This is a genomic window from Bacteroides sp. 11BF, assembly GCF_019633765.1.
GTDB classification, from domain to species: Bacteria; Bacteroidota; Bacteroidia; order Bacteroidales; family Bacteroidaceae; genus Bacteroides; species Bacteroides hominis.
The window spans coordinates 35,256-58,008 of sequence record NZ_JAFKPJ010000021.1 but is presented as its reverse complement, the minus strand read 5'-3'; the positions used below and the strand labels follow the sequence as shown (position 1 = coordinate 58,008).

At 40.9% G+C, this 22,753-nt stretch carries 14 protein-coding genes and 1 pseudogene; 1 reads left to right on the top strand and 14 read right to left on the bottom strand.

Translation table 11 applies throughout. The annotated features are described in order from the left end of the window. Positions 1-19 precede the first annotated feature (19 nt). The 14 genes and pseudogenes from JZY04_RS18280 to JZY04_RS18210 form a co-directional block, all read right to left on the bottom strand. Positions 20-1,426, bottom strand: coding sequence for a DUF5042 domain-containing protein (locus JZY04_RS18280; RefSeq protein ID WP_005781886.1), 1,407 nt, complete (start codon positions 1,424-1,426; stop codon positions 20-22). A gap of 8 nt (positions 1,427-1,434) precedes the next feature. After that, positions 1,435-2,352, bottom strand: coding sequence for a FimB/Mfa2 family fimbrial subunit (locus JZY04_RS18275; protein ID WP_122142280.1), 918 nt, complete (start codon positions 2,350-2,352; stop codon positions 1,435-1,437). 194 nt (positions 2,353-2,546) lie between these two features. Continuing rightward, a complete protein-coding gene (locus JZY04_RS18270; protein ID WP_122142281.1) occupies positions 2,547-3,974 on the bottom strand; it encodes a hypothetical protein in 1,428 nt (475 codons plus the stop codon). An 87-nt stretch (positions 3,975-4,061) separates the two neighbouring features. Next, a complete protein-coding gene (locus tag JZY04_RS18265) occupies positions 4,062-5,528 on the bottom strand; it encodes a DUF3868 domain-containing protein (RefSeq protein ID WP_122142282.1) in 1,467 nt (488 codons plus the stop codon). A gap of 48 nt (positions 5,529-5,576) precedes the next feature. Then, a complete protein-coding gene (locus JZY04_RS18260) occupies positions 5,577-6,173 on the bottom strand; it encodes a DUF3575 domain-containing protein (RefSeq protein WP_122142351.1) in 597 nt (198 codons plus the stop codon). Between the two features lie 528 nt (positions 6,174-6,701). Continuing rightward, on the bottom strand, positions 6,702-6,839 hold the full coding sequence (locus tag JZY04_RS21355; RefSeq protein WP_250704449.1) for an HU family DNA-binding protein: 138 nt from the start codon (positions 6,837-6,839) through the stop codon (positions 6,702-6,704). A 126-nt stretch (positions 6,840-6,965) separates the two neighbouring features. After that, entirely contained in the window at positions 6,966-7,388 is a 423-nt protein-coding gene (gene mscL / locus JZY04_RS18250) for a large-conductance mechanosensitive channel protein MscL (RefSeq protein WP_122142283.1), read from the bottom strand. Positions 7,389-7,732: 344 nt separating this feature from the next. After that, positions 7,733-8,893, bottom strand: a complete 1,161-nt coding sequence (locus JZY04_RS18240) for an OmpA family protein (protein ID WP_122142285.1) — start codon at positions 8,891-8,893, stop codon at positions 7,733-7,735. Positions 8,894-10,004: 1,111 nt separating this feature from the next. After that, the gene (locus JZY04_RS18235; protein ID WP_122142286.1) at positions 10,005-10,862 is read right to left on the bottom strand and encodes an AraC family transcriptional regulator; all 858 of its coding nucleotides are present in this window, start codon (positions 10,860-10,862) and stop codon (positions 10,005-10,007) included. A 200-nt stretch (positions 10,863-11,062) separates the two neighbouring features. After that, positions 11,063-12,667, bottom strand: a complete 1,605-nt coding sequence (locus tag JZY04_RS18230; protein WP_122142287.1) for a RagB/SusD family nutrient uptake outer membrane protein — start codon at positions 12,665-12,667, stop codon at positions 11,063-11,065. Between the two features lie 20 nt (positions 12,668-12,687). Beyond that, complete coding sequence (locus tag JZY04_RS18225; protein ID WP_122142288.1) at positions 12,688-15,684, bottom strand: TonB-dependent receptor; 2,997 nt, start codon at positions 15,682-15,684, stop codon at positions 12,688-12,690. A gap of 280 nt (positions 15,685-15,964) precedes the next feature. Further along, a complete protein-coding gene (locus JZY04_RS18220; protein WP_005781856.1) occupies positions 15,965-16,147 on the bottom strand; it encodes a hypothetical protein in 183 nt (60 codons plus the stop codon). A gap of 130 nt (positions 16,148-16,277) precedes the next feature. Further along, a pseudogene (locus JZY04_RS18215) lies at positions 16,278-16,690 on the bottom strand (beta-galactosidase); the annotation flags it as partial. Positions 16,691-16,713: 23 nt separating this feature from the next. Further along, entirely contained in the window at positions 16,714-17,568 is an 855-nt protein-coding gene (locus JZY04_RS18210) for a glycoside hydrolase family 16 protein (protein WP_122142289.1), read from the bottom strand. A 1,095-nt stretch (positions 17,569-18,663) separates the two neighbouring features. Here JZY04_RS18210 and JZY04_RS18205 point away from each other — a divergent pair. Next, positions 18,664-22,587 (top strand): two-component regulator propeller domain-containing protein, encoded by a 3,924-nt coding sequence (locus JZY04_RS18205; RefSeq protein WP_122142291.1) that lies wholly within the window; start codon positions 18,664-18,666, stop codon positions 22,585-22,587. Positions 22,588-22,753: the final 166 nt, after the last annotated feature.

Sequence of the window (22,753 nt, the reverse complement as noted above, 5' to 3'; positions counted from 1 at the left end):
TGATAAATTCTCGTATACATCATTGGAATGGAGGAAGATCTACCTTTTTACTATTCCAAGGCTCAACCCGGTAAATAATCTCTTTATCTGAAGATTCCGGCAGGACTATGAATACTTTATAATCCCGATTCGGATAAATAGGACCGGAATATACTCCGGGAGAAGTCTCCTCACCAACATCAAGCAGGAAAGTCCTCGTTTTTGTTTGTGATTCATCTCCTCCTGTAAAATAATCCAATGTCAACTGTATTTTCGGGTGATTTTGCTTTTTCTGCCAGGAATTACTTTCCGGAATATAAGGAGCCAGATACTGGGGCACAACAAACTGTTCGTATAATCGAGCTTCCATTGCCACATAATCAATCTCTCCCTCGGCAGTAAGGGGAGCCTCGTATACAGTCAATTGTGCTCCTTCATTTTTTACCCCATAAGAATATGTACCTGTATGTTCCATAGCCTTTCCTGTTCCTGGGGTGGAGGCGGCCAGCTGAGTTTTCTCGGAATCATTTTCCCTGAAAGAGGGAGACATCAATACAGGAAAGTTCAAAAAGGAAATCCCTTGGTAATTATACGTAACCTGACCGTAACGGGGTGCGCTTGCTATATATACTCTGATACGGGCAAAATCACGGAATAGGGGAACTGTTATCTCTTGCGCCAGCTTTCCTGATGCGGGCAGAACAGATGCCACCGTTTTCCCCGAAAGCAAACTCAAATGTAGTCTGTTAGACACGCCGGGCAAATCTGCCCAAGCGACAACAGAAGTTCCTTTCCAGTCAATAATCTTTTCATCTGCAGGAGAAGGAGTTACACCGTCATAAGGATTATTCACAGGTAATCCCAAACTTCCATCCTGCTGTTCCTTAATAATAGCAGGAAAAGCAGCACCTGCAAATTCCTCTTTGGAGATTTCCTCCGTACCAGATCCTAAGAAGTCCCATGGAATCTTATTCTGAAGATTGCCTTCAGGAGTATAATAAGGTAGATCCTTTCCTGTCTGGTTAGGAGCATACAATGCATAAAACTCGGTTTCCCCCTTAGGAATACGTATATTGATCTGATATTGTCCGTCCACCCCGGTTGAATTGAAGGGAAGCAGTTGATTATACACATACCGGTTCAAATCTCTGTTAAAGATCATAAGTGCTATCCTTGGCTGGGCGGGAGCTTGAGGAAACAGCGTACCGGTCTTAAACCACTGAAAAGGATCAGAGGAAAGTTCATCCAGCAGATCGCTGTCACCGGTTTCAACACCTCTGGTTGTAAGATTTAGTCTGACAGTCACAGCATCCTCATCGGAAAACTGTTCCGAAACAGTATCTTCCTTCTGGCAGGATACCGAAATAAAGCAAAGGACCAATGACATCGTTATCATAGAATACCTCACAGCCTTCATCATACGAATATATTTAATATTTTTCAACATAATATTAATCAATCAGTTATAGGAACCACATCAACAGCTTCCCATGGTTTTACACTTATACTCAGTGAGAGGGGATTCTGGCGGAAAAACAGTGGAAGAACCGCTTCTTGCCGTCCCGTTATCCATATCTGCTCGGGATATTGTGCGATATATTGTGCCACATCTACAGTACAAAGAACCTTGTCACCCTGCATAAGACGGATCGTTAACGGGTCCTTGTCATCAAAGCGCAGGGTATTGAAGTCAAGCACGAAGCGATCATTCTCCTCGCCTGTGACAAACGGAAGGTCAAAAGAAGTTTCACCAGCCCGCTGTCCGGAAAGATAGAAACGTGCGGAAAGTGATTCCATTGTCAGGCGAAAACCTGCCTCCTTGTTCTGCTCAAACCAAGTCTGCGAATTGTTATCATCATCGGAAAGGACTACCGCATGGATTTTCACATGCTGGGAATAAAGGCGAACTACGTCACGGGACTCGTTCATAACTTTAGATGTAATAGCTGTTTCTCCCAGGTATAACCTGTCAAACGTACCGGATGCCCGTCCGTCCTTTTCCATAAGTTCGGGGCGGGAAACCGACGAACCTTTGTAGCTGTCCTCTTTACCAATAATCGTTTCTGTCAAAGCGTTGCCTACGGCCACCACTTTATAATCCCCTTCCGGAAGCGTGACCTCCAGCGGTGAAAGTAACCGTTCCCTCTCCAAGTGATGCCTTTCTACAAGAACTTCGCCTTTGGCATCAAAAATAAAGACATCAATACCATCCACATATTCCTGTAGATGTTCCTGATTGTCATCAGCCAGATAGGAAAAGACAATCGTGTTGCCAAGACAGCCGCTCAAATCGTCATATACCCGATCACAGGCGGTCACGAGATATAAAGTGAGTAGTAGCCCCAGCCAAGTGGGTATGTATCTTATGTTCATACTTTATACTAATTATTATAATTCAATACAGATAACTTCCCCGAATAGATAACATATACTTCTCCCGGGAATAATAAAAAAGGGAGGGGATAACCTTTCCCCTCCCCGAGAGTACAGGCGGATCCGGTATTGACCTGTCAGAGCCAACACGGGAGAACCGCTCCGGCAAGTGGCTATTACTCTCCTATCTATTATCAGTCAAGGATAGGGAATACGTTCACAGCAGTCCAAGCTTGTACTTGAACACGAACAATAACATTCACATTTTCATCTTCCAAATCTTCCTGACCGCCCGGTTCGGGAGTCACTCCTTCCGGAATGGTCGGATCTGTATCCACCAGGATACCTTGTCCGTTGTTCAATGTGCTAAGATTCAGATTAATCAGGTAACCACCCTTACCGGCCGGAACATCAGTCGTACCGTCTGTCGCACCTTCTGTCTTCGCATAACCGGATATAACTACAAAACGTCTGTCTGCAGATACGCCCGCATCACCTGTTTTGAAAACGAAAGCAAGTTTGGGAGCATTATTAGTCTTTCCGTAACCGGTAATTCCATTTGCGAAAAAGTTAAATGCCGCAGCTTTTTTACCTGCTCCGAAATCAAAGGCAGTTGCTGTAAAGTAGGAAGATACATCGGACAGGTCTGTCTTGCCATCAGGTTTGAATGTTCCATTGGTAAAATTATATCTGTCACCTGCATAAGTCTTGGCCCAGAACCAGTTTGCCTCTTCTTCCACTGTAAGTGCAGGAATAGAAAGCGTTCTACTGAAACGGTTCATCAGGATACCCTGGTTCGCAGAGGTCACGTCAACAACCTGCAACCATTTGCTCAAAGCGGCTTTCTTGCTAAGGTCAGACTTACCATCCCACACTTCCTTATTGAAGCCATCGGCAGCAGCCTTGAAAGCCGTCCATGCATCATCACTGGTTTTTCCGTTGTTTTCAGCCTTACCCAGCCATGTCTTGCACCACAGTTCTGCCTCAGCCTTTTTTCCGTCTTTCCAAGTAACTTTGATAAATTTGGTTCCAGTCACTTGGAAGCGGTTCATGCTGGCAGCCAAGGTAAGTTCCGCTTTCTTAACAGTACGCTTATCCTGCTGAGGACTGACACCATAAGGTTCAGCTCCAACAGTGGTAAGTACTTCGGAACCAGCATAAATCACTTCATTAATTTTTGCCTTCAACAGTTGTTTGCTAATATCAGACACAGGTTTGTTCTCAACCAACGCTCCTTGAGGGTTTGCAATAACAAGAGCTTTTGTTGCACCTTTGTCCACGTTAAGGAATTTATAACCTCCTGTCGCTTCACCGGCTCCCACAGCGATAGTTGAAGTCAGCTTGTTAAAATCATCAGACCCCTTCGCAAACTCTTTCGCAAAGACAATACTATCTCCATTTAACAAGTACACATGCAGTTTTTCAACCGTTGCCGGATCACCATTGTTGGCAGTGTCCTGCAAATCGCCCATGACGGCACGTGTCCCGGGACCGGGCAATGCTACTGACATCATCACATCAACCGGCTGATTAGCACCCTCCGGTACAACCAGATTTTCTTCATTGCTACATGCAGCAAACAACGCCAGCGAAGCCACTGCAAAATACTTCATTACTTTCATGATTTGAATTGTTTTTAAATTTAAAATACTAATACTATATATATCTGAGTTACATCTGTATCCCTTGTTTATTTTCTCGTCCTTCGGCTATTCGGAAAGTTTTTGCATGGAGCCACCGCTCACACCGGCTTTCTTCAGCAATTCTTCCGCCTGTCTCCAGTCACCCTTCATGTTATAGGCGACAGCCATGGGGAAAAGGGCACGGCTGTCATTCTTCACCGCCTCCAATACCCGCAACGCACCGTCCGCATCCTTCCCGTACTTCAACAGAGCGTTGGCATAGTTAAGGATTGCCACGGTGTCATCCGGGAACTGTTCGTATGCCTTCTTGTACACCGGTAGAGGATTCTCACCTTGGGAAGCATACAGTCCGGCCAGCTGGTACATCTCGTACTGGCTGAGACACTCGGGTTTCATCTCAAAAATTCCAGGAAGTTCCTCCACCGTATAGGGTCTCACGTCAAAACTGAGACTGAAGGTTGTGCGTCGCAGGGACGGGTAGAACTCTTTCAAGAGCACCTGATAGCTTCTGCCGTCATCCAGAGCGCGGATGGCTGTCTCGCGTTCGGTATCACGCCCGTTATGTTCGATGATAAAAAGGATTTCTTCTTTGTTGGCAAGAGTGGAGCTGCTGACCGCCGCCTTAAGGCCCTCCCAGTCCTCCCCGACACCTTCGGTACGATAAACCGATGCTTTTTTCAAGGCGGGGTATTGACTGGAAATATATTCTGAAAGGGTTTGAGTCCGTCGTTGTGCGAGGGATTTGTTGTAGTCGAAACCTCCTTCAGGAGAGGCATAGCCTTTTATATTCACCTCCTTGAGTTCCGTTCCCTGAATGTTCAGGTTCTCCGAAAGGAACCCCTTCAGTCTGTCAAGCTCCTGAGCGTTGCCGGCAAACTGCTCCTGCAGGTCGTGACGTGCCACGGGAAAGACCACCTTGCAGTCAAAGGAGTCCTTGTAGCACTTGACCAGCACTTTCTCCGGTTCAATGAAGTTGTAGGCATAATCCTTCGATCCAAAAAGTGGAATGCCAGCTTGAAACACAACACCTTCATTCTCACTCACACCACATTCGGCACAGCCATATAACTTTTCATCCACAACAAGATGACCGTCAGCCATCCATCTTTCAAAAGGAAAACTGCTTTTGAACGTCAGAGGTGTTTCTTTCAACTTCTTGACTGAATATACCTCTCCGTAGCCAAGCTGGTCACTTTTCAGATTATGCAGGGTCTTGCGACGTTTAATGACCTTATACCTCTTTTGACCGGAAATACATATAGGCTTCAACTCCACACTTTTTGTACCATCCACTGAAACAAAGCGAGGAGAAATACACATCATTTGCTGGCTTTTCAACTTTTCGACAAGCCCTATTGAGAATTCTATATCCAGTTTATTCCCATCCATACGTCTCTCTACACGGCTTCCGGAATAATCCCAATACAAGCCACCATCTAACGATAAAGTTTTCTGGGCAAAGGTCAACAGGGGAAACACCCCCAAGCAACCAATAATAAAAATCTGCTTCTTGTAATATTGTAACGATTTCATAATATACTTTTTAGTGTAAAAGAATAAAAACTCGGGTACGCAAATCAACTATTTCAACATATAAATAATGGAAATTGCCGCTCTGGTGGGACCGATATAGTCAGCATCCCCCTTTCCCTCCTTTTTCCCGCAGGTCGTGCACTTGTACTTATCATAACGGGTATGCACATAACCTACTCCAAAAGAGGCCTCGATATTGAAACGGTTGGAAATCACCCACTGGTAACCAGCACTCAACCCGCCTCCCCAGAAATAGCCCTCGTAGCGGTGGTCCTTCATTTTTCCATCCCCTTTTTGGAGGACGAAAGGCACGTCAATGCCACCTATGTTCATCTGCCCGCCATGCGCATGCAATCCGAAGAACCAACCGTTGAAAACGTCACACGTCCAGTAACGGAGCTCGGGCTGTACCAGCCAATGGCTGAGCTTTTTTGTCTTATACCGGGAGGAGGTGGCATCTTTCGTATAAAAAAAGAAATTCATACCCACCTGGGTGTCAAGCGTCCATTTCCTTCCCATTGAGAACTCAAGGGAGAGGTTCGGAGTCTTCAAGGCGTCATACGCCAGATTGTTCTTAATGGAGACCTTTTGCGAAAAGGCCCCTACCGAACAAAGCAAAAATACCAGAAGAAAAATCTGTTTCATCATACTATTATTCATTTATTTTCATTGTTTATTAAAAGAGGACAGACAAGGACTATTTTTACATAACAAGCATTAACGGGAATGCAACTTCCAGGGAAAAAATCTAAAACATTTCTTATGCGTATGGAGTGGCATAATCCTCTTCTTTTTAATTACGGTACAAAATTAAGATCTATGACTCGTCTTATTATTTCCACTTCAGCTCTATTGTTTATCATTTCTATATGTGTAGGCTATTTTATTAGTTTTACTAACCTTTGTGGAAGATTTCCCAAATATATTTTGCTGGAACCCCCAAATACATAAGAAATTGCTGCCGTGATGAAGATTCGCATCTATACCTTTCGAGCGCGGGAAAATAGGAGTGAAACGTGATTGATAAAACCCCATGTATCATATCAAATCTCCCCCTAACAACAAAAGATAGCGATTTCCGACCGACCTATTTTCGATTATCTCCTTCCCGGCAAGATAGGAAAGATTCCGAGGGTTTAAAATGGGGGACCTTGCGAGTCGGGATGCATATGGTTATATGCTGTTGGATATTCTGCGCCTGCCGAGTGCATCCTTCACGCATTTCATAAAACCCTCGATTACCAGAGCAACAGTCTTACGGTCAATCCCCTGCTCTTCGGAGATCCGGTTTATAATATCAGCCTTAGTCATATTACAGTTTTAATGTTCGTACTATTTCTGTCGTTTAGGAGCAGGGGAAAATCCCCACCACCAAGGAGCAGTCCGTTCCTCAGGCATGTCCCTGCCCGATATCGTTAATACCGTTTGAACAAACGGTTATTGTTTCTTTATCAGGTCACGTATTTCTGAAAGCAGCTTTTCCTCATTGCTCGGGGCAGGTGGAGGCAAGGGAGCCTCTTCCTTCTTACGCCTGAGGTTGGAAAGCAGGCGGATAAACAGGAAAATGGCAAAAGCGATAATTACAAAATCCAGCATGGTCTGGATAAAGTTTCCATAGTTTATCGTGACAGCCGCCCGTTCAACCCCGTTGACCACCCGGGCAGGCTCCAACTCCCATCTCAGTTCCGAGAAATTGGTCCCGCCCACCAGCAGTCCTATGGGGGGCATGATGATATCCGCCACCATTGAAGAGATTATTTTCCCGAAGGCACCACCTATGATTATACCCACGGCCATGTCTACCACGTTTCCGCGCATAGCAAACACCTTGAAATCTTGTAAAAAACTACTTTTTGACATATCTTGATTTTAGTTGTTAATGTATCAAACAAAGAGGAATGACAGAAAAAGCACATTCTCCAGTCATCCCCTTTCTATCATCGCTGTTTGTCACTATGAATACACACGATATGCACGAGGACAAGTGTCAACCCGAGGCCAAGTCTGCCAATTTGCCACCTTCCTTCTTTTCCTTCCGAGCAGTACACACCCAGCGTGATCGCTGGGTTTATATGACAGCCGGACACCCCGATCATCTCAAACACATACCTGTTCATAACATTTCAAATTACATGTGGAATTAAATACAGTCAATACATTCAGTTCATGTGACTGCACTTTCCCAGTTATTTCCCGAGCAGCATTCAGCGGTTGCGTGATTCCGTTCTCGCGTTGATCGTACAGATACTTACCCGGTTCCAGTCAGGCTCCTCAAACATATTTCCTACTCCCTGACCTTCGGCCACAATCCGTTCTTCTGCAATTCCATACTTGTTCACCAGCATTTTTTTCACGATCTCCGCTCTTTGTCGGGCGATTCGATCGTTAACTTCCACGCTTCCCTCAGGGGAAGCATATCCTTTGATGACCACGCTTGCTTCCTTGTGGTTCTTTAAATAAGTCGCAATACGTTCGACGTTCGGGAGTTGGGAGTTGTCAACGGTTGTCCTGCCCTGACGGAAAGTTATGACGGATTCCAATGTCTTCCTGCTATTGTCAATGGTATCTTTCACAATTTTCGGCTCTTGATTCCGGCATTTGTCCAGCGCAGTTTTCAGTTCCGTCACTTTCCGGGCTGCTTCCTCCAACGCTTCGGTATTTTTCCCGACTTGTGAATGAAGTTCGTTGATTTTCTCATTCAGGATATCTACCTCCTGCTGGTCGTAGGGTTTCACCTTTGTAAAGTAATGTTTCCCGTTGCTGCACCCAAAGTGATACTTCAGTCCAGCAGATATTTCCCATACGGCCCGTTTAGAATGGAAACTCACGGCTTCAGCCCCCATAGCGTTCATGTCATAGACCAAAGCCGGTTTAAGGGCCAATGTCCATGCCTTGCTCTCTCCCAGATTGAAATTAAAATTCAGTCCCAGTTTTGTTGACATGCTGTTCTGATCGGAACCCACTCTCCGGTTCATGTAATAATGCAACCATCCAATCCCAGCCACAGCTTCGATTTCAAAGGGTCTGGGAACTCCCGTATAGGTTCCAAGGAGATTGTTTAGGTTCACCAGCCCCAACAGGCTGACATTGGAACGGTCGAAAGCGGTCCTGCTTTGTGAAGTGTTAAAGCTCCCAACTGCCTCCAGGCCGAAACCGAAAACCGGTGTCAATTGTTTATTCAATTCTATCCCCGTAATTGGGCGCAAGTTTCCAAAGAAAGAGTAATGTGTCAACGGGGTTGTCCCTCCCGCACTGATGCCGATGGACCAATTGTCCAGGAACTTGTTACCTTCTACAGCAGTCTGGGCATTTGTATGACACACAACAATACCTGCCAAAAACAAACTCACAAAAATTTTCTTCATAAGGCTTTATGTTTTAATTGTCTTGCAAATATTGGTGTTTTTGCAAAATCCACCATTTCCATTTCAGCTCTTTCTTTTACCATTATGATTTAAGGAACAATCATATTCCTAAAAAAGTATATTTAGTTAGGGATTTTGTCGAATTACACAACGGTTTGGCATTAATAATAGGGCAATGAATTATATAATAAGTTAAAGAAAGTGACTAATCAATAGTGCAATGAAAATCAAAGAACTGTTGTTAAGAATAGCAGTACTATTCTTTTATATAGCAGGATTTACCAGTTGCAATAACGATAATCTAAATTTTCGGTTGCCTAAACTCTACAAGTGTTTTTCGATATGAAAAACAGCTACAATGGCACAGTGGATATTTCGTAGTTATGGTGGTGAAGCTACAGATTCCATTTACAAGGATATTCTGTTGACGTTAATAATTACGCCATTCACACATTAAATCCGCTCCTGCCAGGTTACTGACATTAATTCTATTAAGCTATCATTAGAGAAAAACACCATACCCATGCCACACTTACAGGATAAAATATAATTTTTCATAAGCTATTAATCAATAGATCTGTTTTTAACTCTTTCTCTAAGAGCTGTAAAACCTCTCTTAACTCTGTGATTTTACACTTCTTGCCGATTGCTTCAACGTTAGTTTGATGTAGTCACACGGGTATACTTTGACTTTTAGAGTTGACAAAGTTTTCTATTATCACCGAGTTTTAAGATACAAATACACACAAAGGATATTTCTGAAGGACCTGAATCATTCTATACTAATAAAATAGCAGATTTTATTTTAATTGTCGCTAATCGACTTGTTATGTAAGCAGGAATTCCCAAAAGGAATATGAAACAGAATATACAAGAAAAAGTGAAAAGACAATCGGAAAATAAAGAATACTCATTGTTGTAACCTCTTTTAAGTAAGTCCAAAGCACAAAAGAAATCTTATGATAGTGTGAAATTCAGATTACTCGCCGTCTGAGACGGTATAAAAAATATTAGAGCGAATAGATTCTTTAGTTTTTATAATAAATAAAACAACACACATAACTATTCTCATTTTGGCTCTATCATTTACCAATCACTTACTACTATCTACTTAAGGTGTTTTCGACTCACTTTTTATCTGCTCTCTCCATTCTTTTGGAGAACATCCCAAGCATCTCTTACAAAATCTAGAGAAATGCGCTAAAGATGAAAAGTTCAGTTCATAGACAATACTTCCGAGTGGTATGTCTGTAACCGAAAGTTTATACTTGATTTCTCGCACTAACTGTTCCTCCATCCATACAGACGGTGTTTTCCCGAATTCTGCCAAAAACTGTCTCTTGAAAGCGGACAGGGAAATCCCGCAGGTCGATGCCAGTTCTTTCACTGTTTTACACCTTTTGTAATTATTCAGGACCTTGTTTCTAAAGTCCTGAGAGCGACCTATAATCATGTAGAAGAAACCTGCCAATTCCTGCTTAGAATAGTAAAAACGCATACTCCAGAAAAGCTCCTTAATTTTTATCTCATGAAAATGGATACAGTTCGCCCCATCTTTCAGATAACACTCAAGGAGTTCAAGAAATCTGTATAACCGATCCTTAATCTCAAGAGGTTCCATACGATATTCGACAACATCCCTCAAATGGAACAGTTCTGAAAAGGAGACCTTCTGACAAGGCCAAATACCGCCCTCGAACAGGGCAACCACAACCTCACATTTTTCCAACGAGTAGGTGCTGAACAGACTCTCACGACAAACAAAGACCATTTGCCCCTCTGAAATCGTAAATTGAAATTCGTTACACGAAAGGCGAAGGCTTCCCTTCAGTACAAACAGTATGCAGTCATTCTGCAACTCTTCCTCGTGTTCCAGTCCCTTATCAAATGTATAGTACTGGAACCCTTCTTGCACACATCTCGCATAATTGTAACAAGACTTGTGTTCGTTCAAATAAAAAAGTTTCATAGCTTATTCTCCTCTTATTGGAGTTCAATATTATTTCTCTAATTATCAGTCATTTATATAACGAATATCTATTTCATTGTCTAATTAGTATTATAATTTACAATATAAGTATAAAAAATACACATAAAAAAAATCAGTGAGAAGTACCCGTCAATCACTGAACTGATTGACGGGCATCCTCTTAACTAAAAATAAAGAAATTATCTTGTCAGATTCGGATTCTTTTGAGAATCAGTATCGGGATATGGAAGATACATTAGGTTATTATTCCACACTTTATTCGGATATTCCACTGATTCTTTCACCTTAACGCCATTACCGACTTCTACGTACTCGTTAGCCACTCTTTCCTCAAAAGTGTCCTTCAGCTTATTCATACGGAACTGATCCGCACGACGTGTGACGAGAGCCACCCAGTAACCTGCCACCTCCCAGCCATGTTCCTTATAAGCTGCTTCGGCAAGTTCATCAGCAGAAAGTCCATTCAGTGCTCCCAGTCCGGCACGCCCACGGACATCATTCAGACACTTAAATGCCAACTCATCTGTCTGACCCGTCCTGGCCTTGGCTTCCGCATACCACAACAAAACCTCCGAATAACGAATGATTCTATGCCGATGATCATTGCACATGTTCTGACTGGCCGGCTTTGTATAATCATACGGGGCATCAGTATTCACCTTTGACGCAGGATCCCAGTTTACGGAGAATATACTGAACATTGGGTGGTGTTCCGGAACGACGGGGGTACCGTCCTCCTTTAACTCCCACCAGTCAACCAAGGTTCCGTCTTTCAGACGAATCTTGGGATCATAGGTCGCATCTTTTCTCGGACCGTCAGGAAACTCCTTCCAGAAACGAATTTCCCCCCAAGCGTCTCCCCAGCCACCCAGCGATTCAAACTGGTTACAGGAGGTGAGTTCCGAATCCTGGGTCCAATCCACGAATGGAGAATAGTTTATACCGAGTACTGTTTCCAAGTTATAATTATTACTCATGGCATACACATCTTTGTAATCCTTATCGAGCTTGTACTCATATTCACCTTTGTTCACCCCATCAATGACCTCCTTTGCCTTTTCAGCAGCCTTTGCATAGTATTCCGTTTTATTCATGGGCCAACCGGCCATAGCCATATATACTGCTGCCAAAGTTGACTTTACAGCTTGTCGGGTTACATACACGTTTACACCATTCATAAAGCGAGGAGCTGCACTATACACTGTAGGCAATATGGCCTCGGCTTCGGTCAGGTCCTGTATAATTTGTCTATATACTTCTTCCACTGGTGTCAGAGGCTTGGTATAATCGTCATTGACATTGTCCAGATTCATCGGCAATGGTCCCCAAAGACGTACAAGAGTAAAATAGGCATATGCCCTCCAATACTTCGCTTGTCCCAAAGCAATATTTATTTCATCCTGAGTGGTAGGTGTTTTCGATGCCCCTTGTATGATTAAATTAGCAGCCTTTACAATAGCGTAGTGCATGTTCCATGCATCTTTCACTCCCTTATTATTATTTACTGCTGCAAATTTATCCATTTCAGCGGCCGGCTGCTTGTTACTCCCCGGGTTAGTTGTTATATCATCCCCCTGCCACTGAGGTAATTGCATATTCGTATATACCTGAGAAGCATTAACCTTCTGATAAAGGGCATATACACTCATGTTCAACTCATCCTGTGTTGAAAAAAAATTTTTAGAAGTCAGTGTACCTCTGGGATTCTCTGTTAAAAAATCACTACATGATGATAATAACAATGATAAGGTAAGCATGCTGCCTACAATTATTCTAATATTCATAAAGTATTTCATTTTTAGATTTAAAAATTCATCCGGAGACCGAAAGTGAATGTTCTCGGGGACGGATAGGCACCCATATCAATACCTGCATCCACATCAACACTATTGTTTGAGAATGTGGTACCGGCAGGATCCATTCCTTTATACCCAGTTATCGTAAATAGATTTTGACAACTAAAAGTAAGCCGCAAATCAGCAAAGCCCGTTGCCTTCTTGGGGAAGGTATATGAAAGGCTTATATTTTCCAGACGTAGAAAATCTGCGTTCTCCAACCATTTGGTTGAGACAGGCTGCAAATTATTGCCACCTGCGGTCAGACTCGGATAAATTGCTGACAAACCTACCTTGTCAAACCCCTTCAAATAAGCATCTGCCAAGGTCACGAAGCGGGAGTTTCCTTCAGCAGACGCCATTGTGTATCTTACAAGATTCAAACGTTTGGCTCCGAAAGAACTGTTAAAAAACAAGTTCAGATCCCAATTTTTGTAAGACAAAGAATTATTCCATCCCAAAGTAAAATCAGGAGTAGCCTTACCGATAGCTTTGCGGTCTCCACCATCTATCGTCTTATTGTCATCTACATCCTTGTAAGTATCATGTCCTTTTTCATCCAAACCGGTCCATTCATAACCCCAGAAAGTGCCAATAGCCTCACCCGGCTTGATGATAGTAGCATAATCGACCATACCGGAAGCCGGACTGGATCCGTTAATAAAATCATTCTCACCGCCGGAAAGACGTTCTACACGGTTCTTCAAATAAGTGCCATTCAAGGTGGAGGACCATTGGAATTGATCATTCTGTATGATTCGGGCGGTCACGCTCAAATCAATACCACGATTACTGATCTCACCGTCATTCACCCAGAAAGAGTTACCGCCGACATATCCGGGGATACTTCTTTTGAGTAACGCATCAGTAGTGCGCTTGTAGAAATAGTCCACACTGAAATTCAATCTTCTGTCAAACAAAGAAAACTCCACCCCTAGGTCGAACTGTTTGGTCTTCTCCCACGTAAGGTCCGGAGTCGCTATTTCATTTGCCCAATAACCGGTAAAATTACTGGTTGTCCCGAAATTGTATGCAGTAGCACTCATAAGCCCCATAGTCGCATAAGGACTGATGGCTTGACTACCCACAATACCATAGCTTGCGCGAAGTTTAATATCCTGAACCGTAGAAACGTTCTTCATAAAATCCTCATTGCTCAACGTCCAAGCTGCGGCAATAGAAGGGAAGCACCCCCATTTCTTCTTGGCGAAGCGAGAGGAGCCGTCAGCACGGAATGTGCCAGTCAACATATACCGATCTCTGTAATTATATATGACGCGGACGACTCCAGACATCAGCGCCCATTGGTTGTAACCGTTGTTTGCATCACGAGAGGAAGCCATACTCACATTCCACCAGCCCACACCTTCGGTCAGCAGGTTATTACCCGTTATACCAATAGTCCTGGTTTCGGACGAGGTCACTTCATATACGGCCGTAGCTGTTAAATGGTGGTCGTTCCAGGAACCTGTATATGTCAGATTGTTAGAGCTTTGCAACATCAGGCGGTAAATATCATTATTACCCATTCCACTCTTGGTACCTACCCTTTTAGAACTGAAACTATAGTTTTTCTCGTCATAATAGTCCACTCCATTGGTTGTTGTGAATGTTAACCCTTTCATTACATCGAAACGTAAATCCAAACGTCCGTTGAAAACGTTAGTCATTGTTTCTCCCGATTGTAACTTTAGGATACCAACCGGGTTGGAAGCTATGGAATTATAAGTATCGGTATTATAGTTCCCATTTTCGGCCATCATTGCCATTGTCGGCGAATAATTCAAAGCAATCCATATCGGATTGTCCTTGCTTGATGCAAAAGAACCACCATGACGAATACCATGGGAAGCATTGACATCGGCCGTAATATGCAACCTGTCTGCAAGTTGTGAGGAGATGTTTACCTTAGCCTGATAACGTTCGTTCTTCGACTCAATGACCACACCTTCCTGACTCATATAATTGGCAGAAATATAATATTGGGTCTTCTCACTACCATTGGATACAGCCAATTTATAATTTTGGGTAATCCCGGTCCGAAATACCTCATCCTGCCAGTCGATACCGGCTGAACCATTCTTATAGGATTGCATTTCCTCATCCGAAAAATCGATACCCTTGACCTCCTTCAATGCCAGAGCATAATCGTAAGATCCCAAAATGTCATATTTCTTATAAACATTGGAAATGCCCACTGATGCATCAAACATAATTTCTCGCACACCAGCCTTACCACTTTTAGTGGTGATCAGAACAACCCCGTTCGAACCTCTGGAACCATATATGGCCGTAGATGAAGCATCCTTGAGAACCTGCATGGAACGGATATCCTCAGGATTGATACCATCCAAACCACTTTCCCGGACAATTCCATCGACCACATACAAAGGATCATTGCTTTTACTGATAGAGTTCGCACCGCGGACACGAATCTTCACACTTCCGCCAGGGACACCACTGTTCTCTACATGAACACCACTGACACGCCCCTGAAGAGCATCTGCAACCTGAGTTATCGGCTGATCTTTAAAATTCTTATTATCCAGTACGGCAACGGAACCTGCCATATCCGCTTTTCTTACCACACCATAACCAATTACAACCACTTCATCCAATATTTCAGTATCTTCCTTCAGAACAACATTCAAAGATCCCCCTGTCCAAGAAATCTCCTTGGCCTGATAACCTACATAAGAAATAACAATGGTATCCCCCTTTTTTACATTCTTCAAGGAAAAATCACCATCGAGCCCCGTAATAACACCGTTAGTTGTTCCTTTAGCCAACACGGATGCTCCGATAATACTTTCACCATTGGAATCCTTGACAACCCCATGGCAGATATCATTCTGTTGTACAATTTGTCCCCCCGAAGAAGAGGGATCAGGGAACGCATAAACCTGCATCCCACACAAAAGCGAAAGCGACAGAATTGCCCCCGCTGTTTTTTGAAGTGCATTCATAAGTTAATTAATTAAAAAAATACTCTTAGGCATTACAAAATTTCAATACATAAATTACATTCTCCTATATTATATCTCCTTGGTTGACACATTAAAACTCTCAATAAGGAAATTTACATCCGTTGCATACTCCTTCTCCATACGGTTAACTTCTTTGTCATTAATCGAAGCCATTACTTTTATATGAAGTCGTTTACCCGCCTCCGAGATACCGTGAGGGAAGCATTACAAGTTATGAAAAAGACCTTTCCATTTATACAGCAAAATATGGCTGTCGCCTTTATTTAAGCAGAGTAAGAATCACCGATATCATCGTACAACATGACGGAGGTACTCTTGTCAGCACACCGATACTTACACCGAATGAATCAGTGTCACTGGCTACTGTTTGACTGTTCTGGTTATGAGCTATCGGACAACTATTGGCAGCGGTCAGTTTATGAACTTTATTATTTTCGTGCATTATAATTCTAATATTTATTATTTCTACAAATATCCAACAATCACACAAGATAAAGCTTATCAATTCAGACCTCATGCTTATCAATACGCACATCTATGAAAAGTAATTACAAATAACTTCCTTATTTAATCAATACCACAAATGAGTAACTTTTGCACATTAGTAAGTAGCCCATTTCTTGATACAGACGACCGATATATCTTTTCGTATGTTTCAGAAATCCCGTGTTATCCCTCCTTATTTCCATACCAGATATCTTCCGCAGCTACCACGGATAACCACCAAACTCCCACTCGGCACAGACATAAGATCCAGAACGAAGAATGCCCCTCCTCCCTTCCTCTCCAGCGATCCTTATATATTCCACCAGATTCTTATCTCCGGAAAATCCTACTTTCCAGGTTCAATCTCGTGGAGATTCCAAAAGATATAAGCCACCACGATATTGAACCCCATTCCTTTCATCATCTGCAAACGGTGGCGCCAATATTGGTGTCGAATATGGGTGTAATGACACATGTTATTTCCACTGACCAGCTTTAATATCGCCTTGCGACAAGTGATATTTATTGATTGGTCGTATCGGACTGTTTTTTATTGTTCAACGACACAACACGTACCCAATCGACCCACATCTCTCCCGGCAAATCTTCATCGTGAATTTCTCCCGGCCATGTCACCCTACCGTTCAAATCGCCTCCCAACGAGAAGTTCAGAATTATATTGAAAGTGTACTCACAAAACGGATACTGTAATTTCTCCTTATCCAAATATTGGTTCTCATATCTCCAGGTCTCTTTACCGTCGACATAGAATATAAGTTCCTTTTCAGTCCGCTCCACTGCATATATATGCTCCTCAGTCACATCAAAATTTTTGTCAGGATTCTTGTTGGTTACCCCCGCAGAGCCGCTTTCTCCATTTATATAATAAGTATGTACCGTCTGATAGATCTGCATGGGAGTGCCTTGAACCCATTCCATAAGATCTATTTCTCCCCCTCTGGGCCATTCCGGTGCTCCTATGGGCATTTGCCAGATTGCGGGAAATCCACCACGAACCAACCCTGTTAATCTAGCCTTAACCTCTAAACGGGTATCACAGGGAAAACCTATTTTGGAAAACACCCCACCATTTTTATAAATCCCATTATCTTTACAGGCTCTCAACTTCAAATAACCATTTTCCACTTTTACATTTTCATACCCATCCACAGCCTTGAAATGCTGTGACCAGGCATTGTTGGCGTACGTGCAGAGTTTCCATACCGCTGTATCAGGTACGACGGAACTCCCGTCAAAACCGTCTACAAATAAGACATTGTCCAATGTACTCGATCCGACTTTTACTTTTTCTCCAGCACATACATGGGTAGCAATTCCACCCGCAATAAATAGCAAATAATATAAGATTCGTCTCATATAATTATATTTTGAAAAGATTATAAACTCTATTTTTTCTATAAAGCATGTCACTTGTTATTTTTCTCATCAGACTTTTGCAGCAGGACATCACCGTCATCCCAGTTCGAAGGCCATCCACCAAGGAGCACAGAAGAAAAAAACAAATAAAATTATTTTTCATACTTTTTTAAGTTCATATTTAAAACGTCCATCAACAAGAGACATCCAAATATCCACCCCCAAAACATCACAAAGAGTAAATAAAATCATATATATTAATTTAGGATTATTTATGGATGCAAAGGAAATGTGCATAAATCCAAAAACAGTCAGAAATCATTTAAAAAAACTCCTATAACATCCAAAAACATAAAAAAACGCTTCAATACAGAAGCGACAAAAATCTAACACTAATTCCATCCCCTACATATTGCTTTTGAAGAGATATTTTGTAGATATCAAGGACTCTCAGCTTAAGCTTACCGCTAATTAACACAGTATCACCAAACAACATCAATGAGATATCTGGACTAACCAACACCAGAAATAGGCAATAAAACACTCCTATTTGCCCAACCATACTATACGCCAACAACCAATTAGTAAAACAGCATTATTCTACAGTCTACAAAAAACAATCAGGTTTACGATTCTTTAATAACGCTCTCTAATGATATCCTCAAAAAATATCATAGTTAATACCACCTACACGTTTTAAATTATCCTTAAATAAGATGCTGATACATCAAGAATGCTGAAAGCGGCCGAGCCGTCGTCATCAGCATAACGCACGCCCATTCCTTTTATTTATGAGTCATATTCCCAGTAAAACAGCATGTAGTGTATAAAGAAAACTATGCCATCAACTTTAACAGCAGAATCTTGGCTGAAACTTTATCCAACATAAAAGAAACATACGTCTTCTTTTGCAAACTAATCCCCAATAGTTGATTCCTATAAATATTAGGTACAGAGAGAGAAAAATCATGTAGAAAGAATTATGCATTATCCAATATCATATTTTTTTACTTAGCATAAAGAATTAATGAACATTTCTTATTCAAATGCTGTTTATAAACAAAAAACGAACTTAAAATATCACAAAAAGCAAAAATGCACAGAACATTTACCCTATTTATAATATTGACATTTATCAATACATTCTCAATTTTAGGTCATGACATAAACTACCAGTTTACGTCTATTTCCATTGCGGAAGGATTATCTCAGTCCACCGTTCAATCCATACTGTTAGATAAAAAAGGGAAATTATGGATAGGAACCAAAAATGGTTTGAACTTTTATACTGGACAAAATTTAAAAGTATTCAAAAAGCTCTCCAACGACAGATATTCTTTACCCAATAATGACATTATACATCTAACCCAGGATTCTCTTAATAATATATGGATATCCACCAGACAAGGTATGGTGACATATGATGAAAAACACGGGATTTTCATTCCCATTAACCAGAATATAATTTACTCCTCTTTATGTGTAAAAGGGGGAATACTTTTTGGAAGCGAGAATCGAATATATAAATATGACTATCAAAAGCGCTCTTCCAAATCTGTTTGTATCAACCCACAGGGGGATACAGACAATGATATTACAAAATATAGAGTACAGAGAATTATAGCCTTTTCTGAAAAGGAGGTACTAATTGCCACCAGAAGAGATGGGATATACATATTAAACCACCAGACTATGCAGCTACGACATTTTTTCTCTTGCTCAAACAATATTTTGCAAGGGGCATGTCTGTCTTCAAATGGATGTATATATTTATCCTTCTGGGGAGAAGGACTATTTTGTTATGAAAGAACAGGAAAACTTATAAAACAGTATACAAGCGAAAACTCTGGATTAACAAACAATTATGTATTGGATATAATAGAAAAAAAAGGATATCTATGGTTAGCCACTGATGGAGGGGGAATCAATCGTTTAAAACTGTCTAATGAAAAATTCTCTAATTTTTACCATATTGCTGGAGATGAAAATTCACTCCCTGTAAACTCTATTACTATATTATACGAGGATGACAATGGATCTTTATGGGCTGGAAGTGTTAGAGGAGGAGTTTTCAACATCAAAGAAAGTTATATACGTACCTATAAGGACTCCCCCTTAGGATATATTAACGGATTGAGCGAGAAATCAGTGACGAGTTTTTACGAAGAGCCTAATGGAAAACTGTGGATTGGTACGGATGGGGGTGGAATAAACCTGTATGATCCTCAGTCAGGAAGTTTCAAGCATTTCCCGTCTACTTATGGAGATAAGGTGGTTTCTATAGCCCCAGTATCAGAAAAAGAACTAATGGTATCTGTTTACACAAAGGGATTTTTTTTATTCGAAAAGCATACGGGACTTTATCGACCGTTTTTGATAAAAAACGACAGTATTAATTTCAGGCAGTGCTTTTACGGATATATTCCACGCGCCCATCGGGTGACAAACGATAAAATATATATACTAAGCAAGGATATATGGGTATATGATATAAATAATAAAAAATTCTCTCCGATCAAAACTGATAAGAATTATCAACTGCCAACCTCAGTCATGGCATATTCTGATGAAAGGATATCTCTGACAATGAGTGGGAACAAAGTATTCCAGATTACTAACAAAAATGACAGTATCAAACTTCTTTTCCAAATAGACAAAAAAGAAGTCATCACTGCAGTTGATTATGACGGGAAAAATAAAATATGGGTGGGAACAACAGCAGGAATGGGATATTACAACATAAAAGAAAGAAAATATTTTAAAATTGGGTCACAGCTATTCAGTGACATTACTGCGCTCCACTATGACCTATCTTCAGAGAGGATATGGATTTGCGCACAAAACCATCTGTTTTCCTATTGTATAAAAGAAAACAAGTTTATTCAATGGAACAGAAGCGACGGATTCCATCCCAATGAAATAATATTTACTTATCAACAACGGACTGAAAAAAATAACCGATATCTTTATTTCGGCGGCATAGAAGGATTGGTCCGAATTAACACAAATATCCCGAACCCTAATGAGCCATACCCTGAAATAGAGCTATATAGTATAGAACTAAACGGACAGCCACAAACATCCGAGATAGATATCCAAAATATAAAGATTCCATGGAAATATAATACACTGGTACTACGTATATATATTAAAAACAAAGATATTTTCCAGCGCGTTCCATTCCGATACATCATAAACGGAGATGTTTATAAGAGTATTGAATCATATAATCCGATGCTGGAGCTGTCCAATTTGGCTCCAGGTAAATATCACATTGAAGTAGCATGTATGACAAAAGATGGAAACTATACCACCCCCATCCATCTCACAGATATCCATGTCACCCCACCATGGTATAAAACGAACTGGTTTGTTGTATTATGTTGCATTTGCATCGCAGGGGGAGTCATTGCAGGAATGTTTATTTTTAATACAAGAAAAGAAATTAGAATACAAAAAAGATTAAAAGAATACAGGCAATATCTTAATGAAAAGAAGATAGATTTCCTTATCCACATAAACCATGAATTACGTACTCCTTTGACATTAATTTATTCTCCGCTAAAACGCCTAATAGAAAAAAGTAGGTCACAAGACCTGCCTCAATATCTGATACCACAATTACAATCGATATTCAATCAAGCGCAACATATGAGGGAAATAGTGGACATGGTGCTGGACTGGAATAGCATAGAAGCAAGCTATAGTAAATTGAAAATACAAAGAAATAAATTAAATGAATGGCTAACCGACATTATCAAATATTTTGCTGATGAAGCAAAAGAAAAAGGAATATATATAAAATTGCAACTAGACCCCAATATAGAGGAGGTATGGTTTGACAGACAAAAGTGCCATACTGTACTATCAAACTTGCTAATGAATGCACTGAAATTCAGCATGGCTGATAGTTGTATAACAGTATGCACACAAAGATTTGAAGACAAGTTCAGAATATCAGTTGTAGATGAAGGAACCGGTATACAAGATTCGGATATGGCAAATCTTTTCACACGATTTTATAAAGGCAATCACAAGGAAAAAGGGAGTGGATTCGGATTATATTATGCCAAAATAATCATGGAAATGCATGGAGGAAATATTGGGGCACATAATAACATCAACAAAGGAGCTACATTCTATATAGAGTTGCCGTTTCTTAATACAAATGAAAAAGAAGAATCCACAAGGCTACAACTAAAAGAATCTCCCCTTACTGACATAATACAAGATTCACATTTCGATTGCACCGAAAAGACTATACTTATCGTAGAGGATGAAAAGGAATTAAGGGAATACCTAATAGAATCTTTAACAGAGTTTTTTAAGAAAGTTTATGCAGCAGACAACGCTATCTCAGCGTTAGAAATATGCAGAGAGAAACAGCCATCTGTCATTGTCAGTGACGTTATGATGCCCCAAATGAACGGCTTTGAATTATGCCGTCAAATAAAAAATGACATCCAGATAAGCCATATCCCCGTAATACTCTTAACAGCACGTTATGACCATACAGGAATAACAACTGGATATAAATCTGGAGCTGATGCTTACATTCCCAAGCCGTTTGATATAGACTCTCTAAAGGCCGTCATTGGAAACATCTATCAAAATAGAGAAAAAATACACAGGCAATACATTACTACGAACCAGACAATTTCCCTCCAAACTTCAACAAATAGTAAAGCCGATGAGGATTTTATGAAAAAGATAAATGCAGTTATACATGAACATCTATCTGAGGAGGAGTTTTCCGTCCAAACATTAGCAGACACCATGACAATAAGTCGATCTTCATTATACAGCAAGATAAAGATTATAACAGGATTAGGTGTAAATGACTATATAAATAGATTACGAATTGAAGAAGCAATATCACTGCTTATTAATACAAATTTAAATATAAATGAAATTGCCAGTGAAGTAGGCTTCACTTACCCCCGATATTTTAGTTCAACATTCAAACAAATGAAAGGAGTGACTCCGAAACAATTTAGAGAAGAAAATCGTATAAAATAAGTAAAATTATATAAACTACAATATACGAACAATCGGCACATAAAATTTTAAATAAAAACATATACTCTTTTTTTTGAAGAATAAAGAGTATATGTTACTTAATACACTATACATTAATTAGAGATATCCCCCAATAACCACAAAAAGCCAACTAACTCGTAATAAA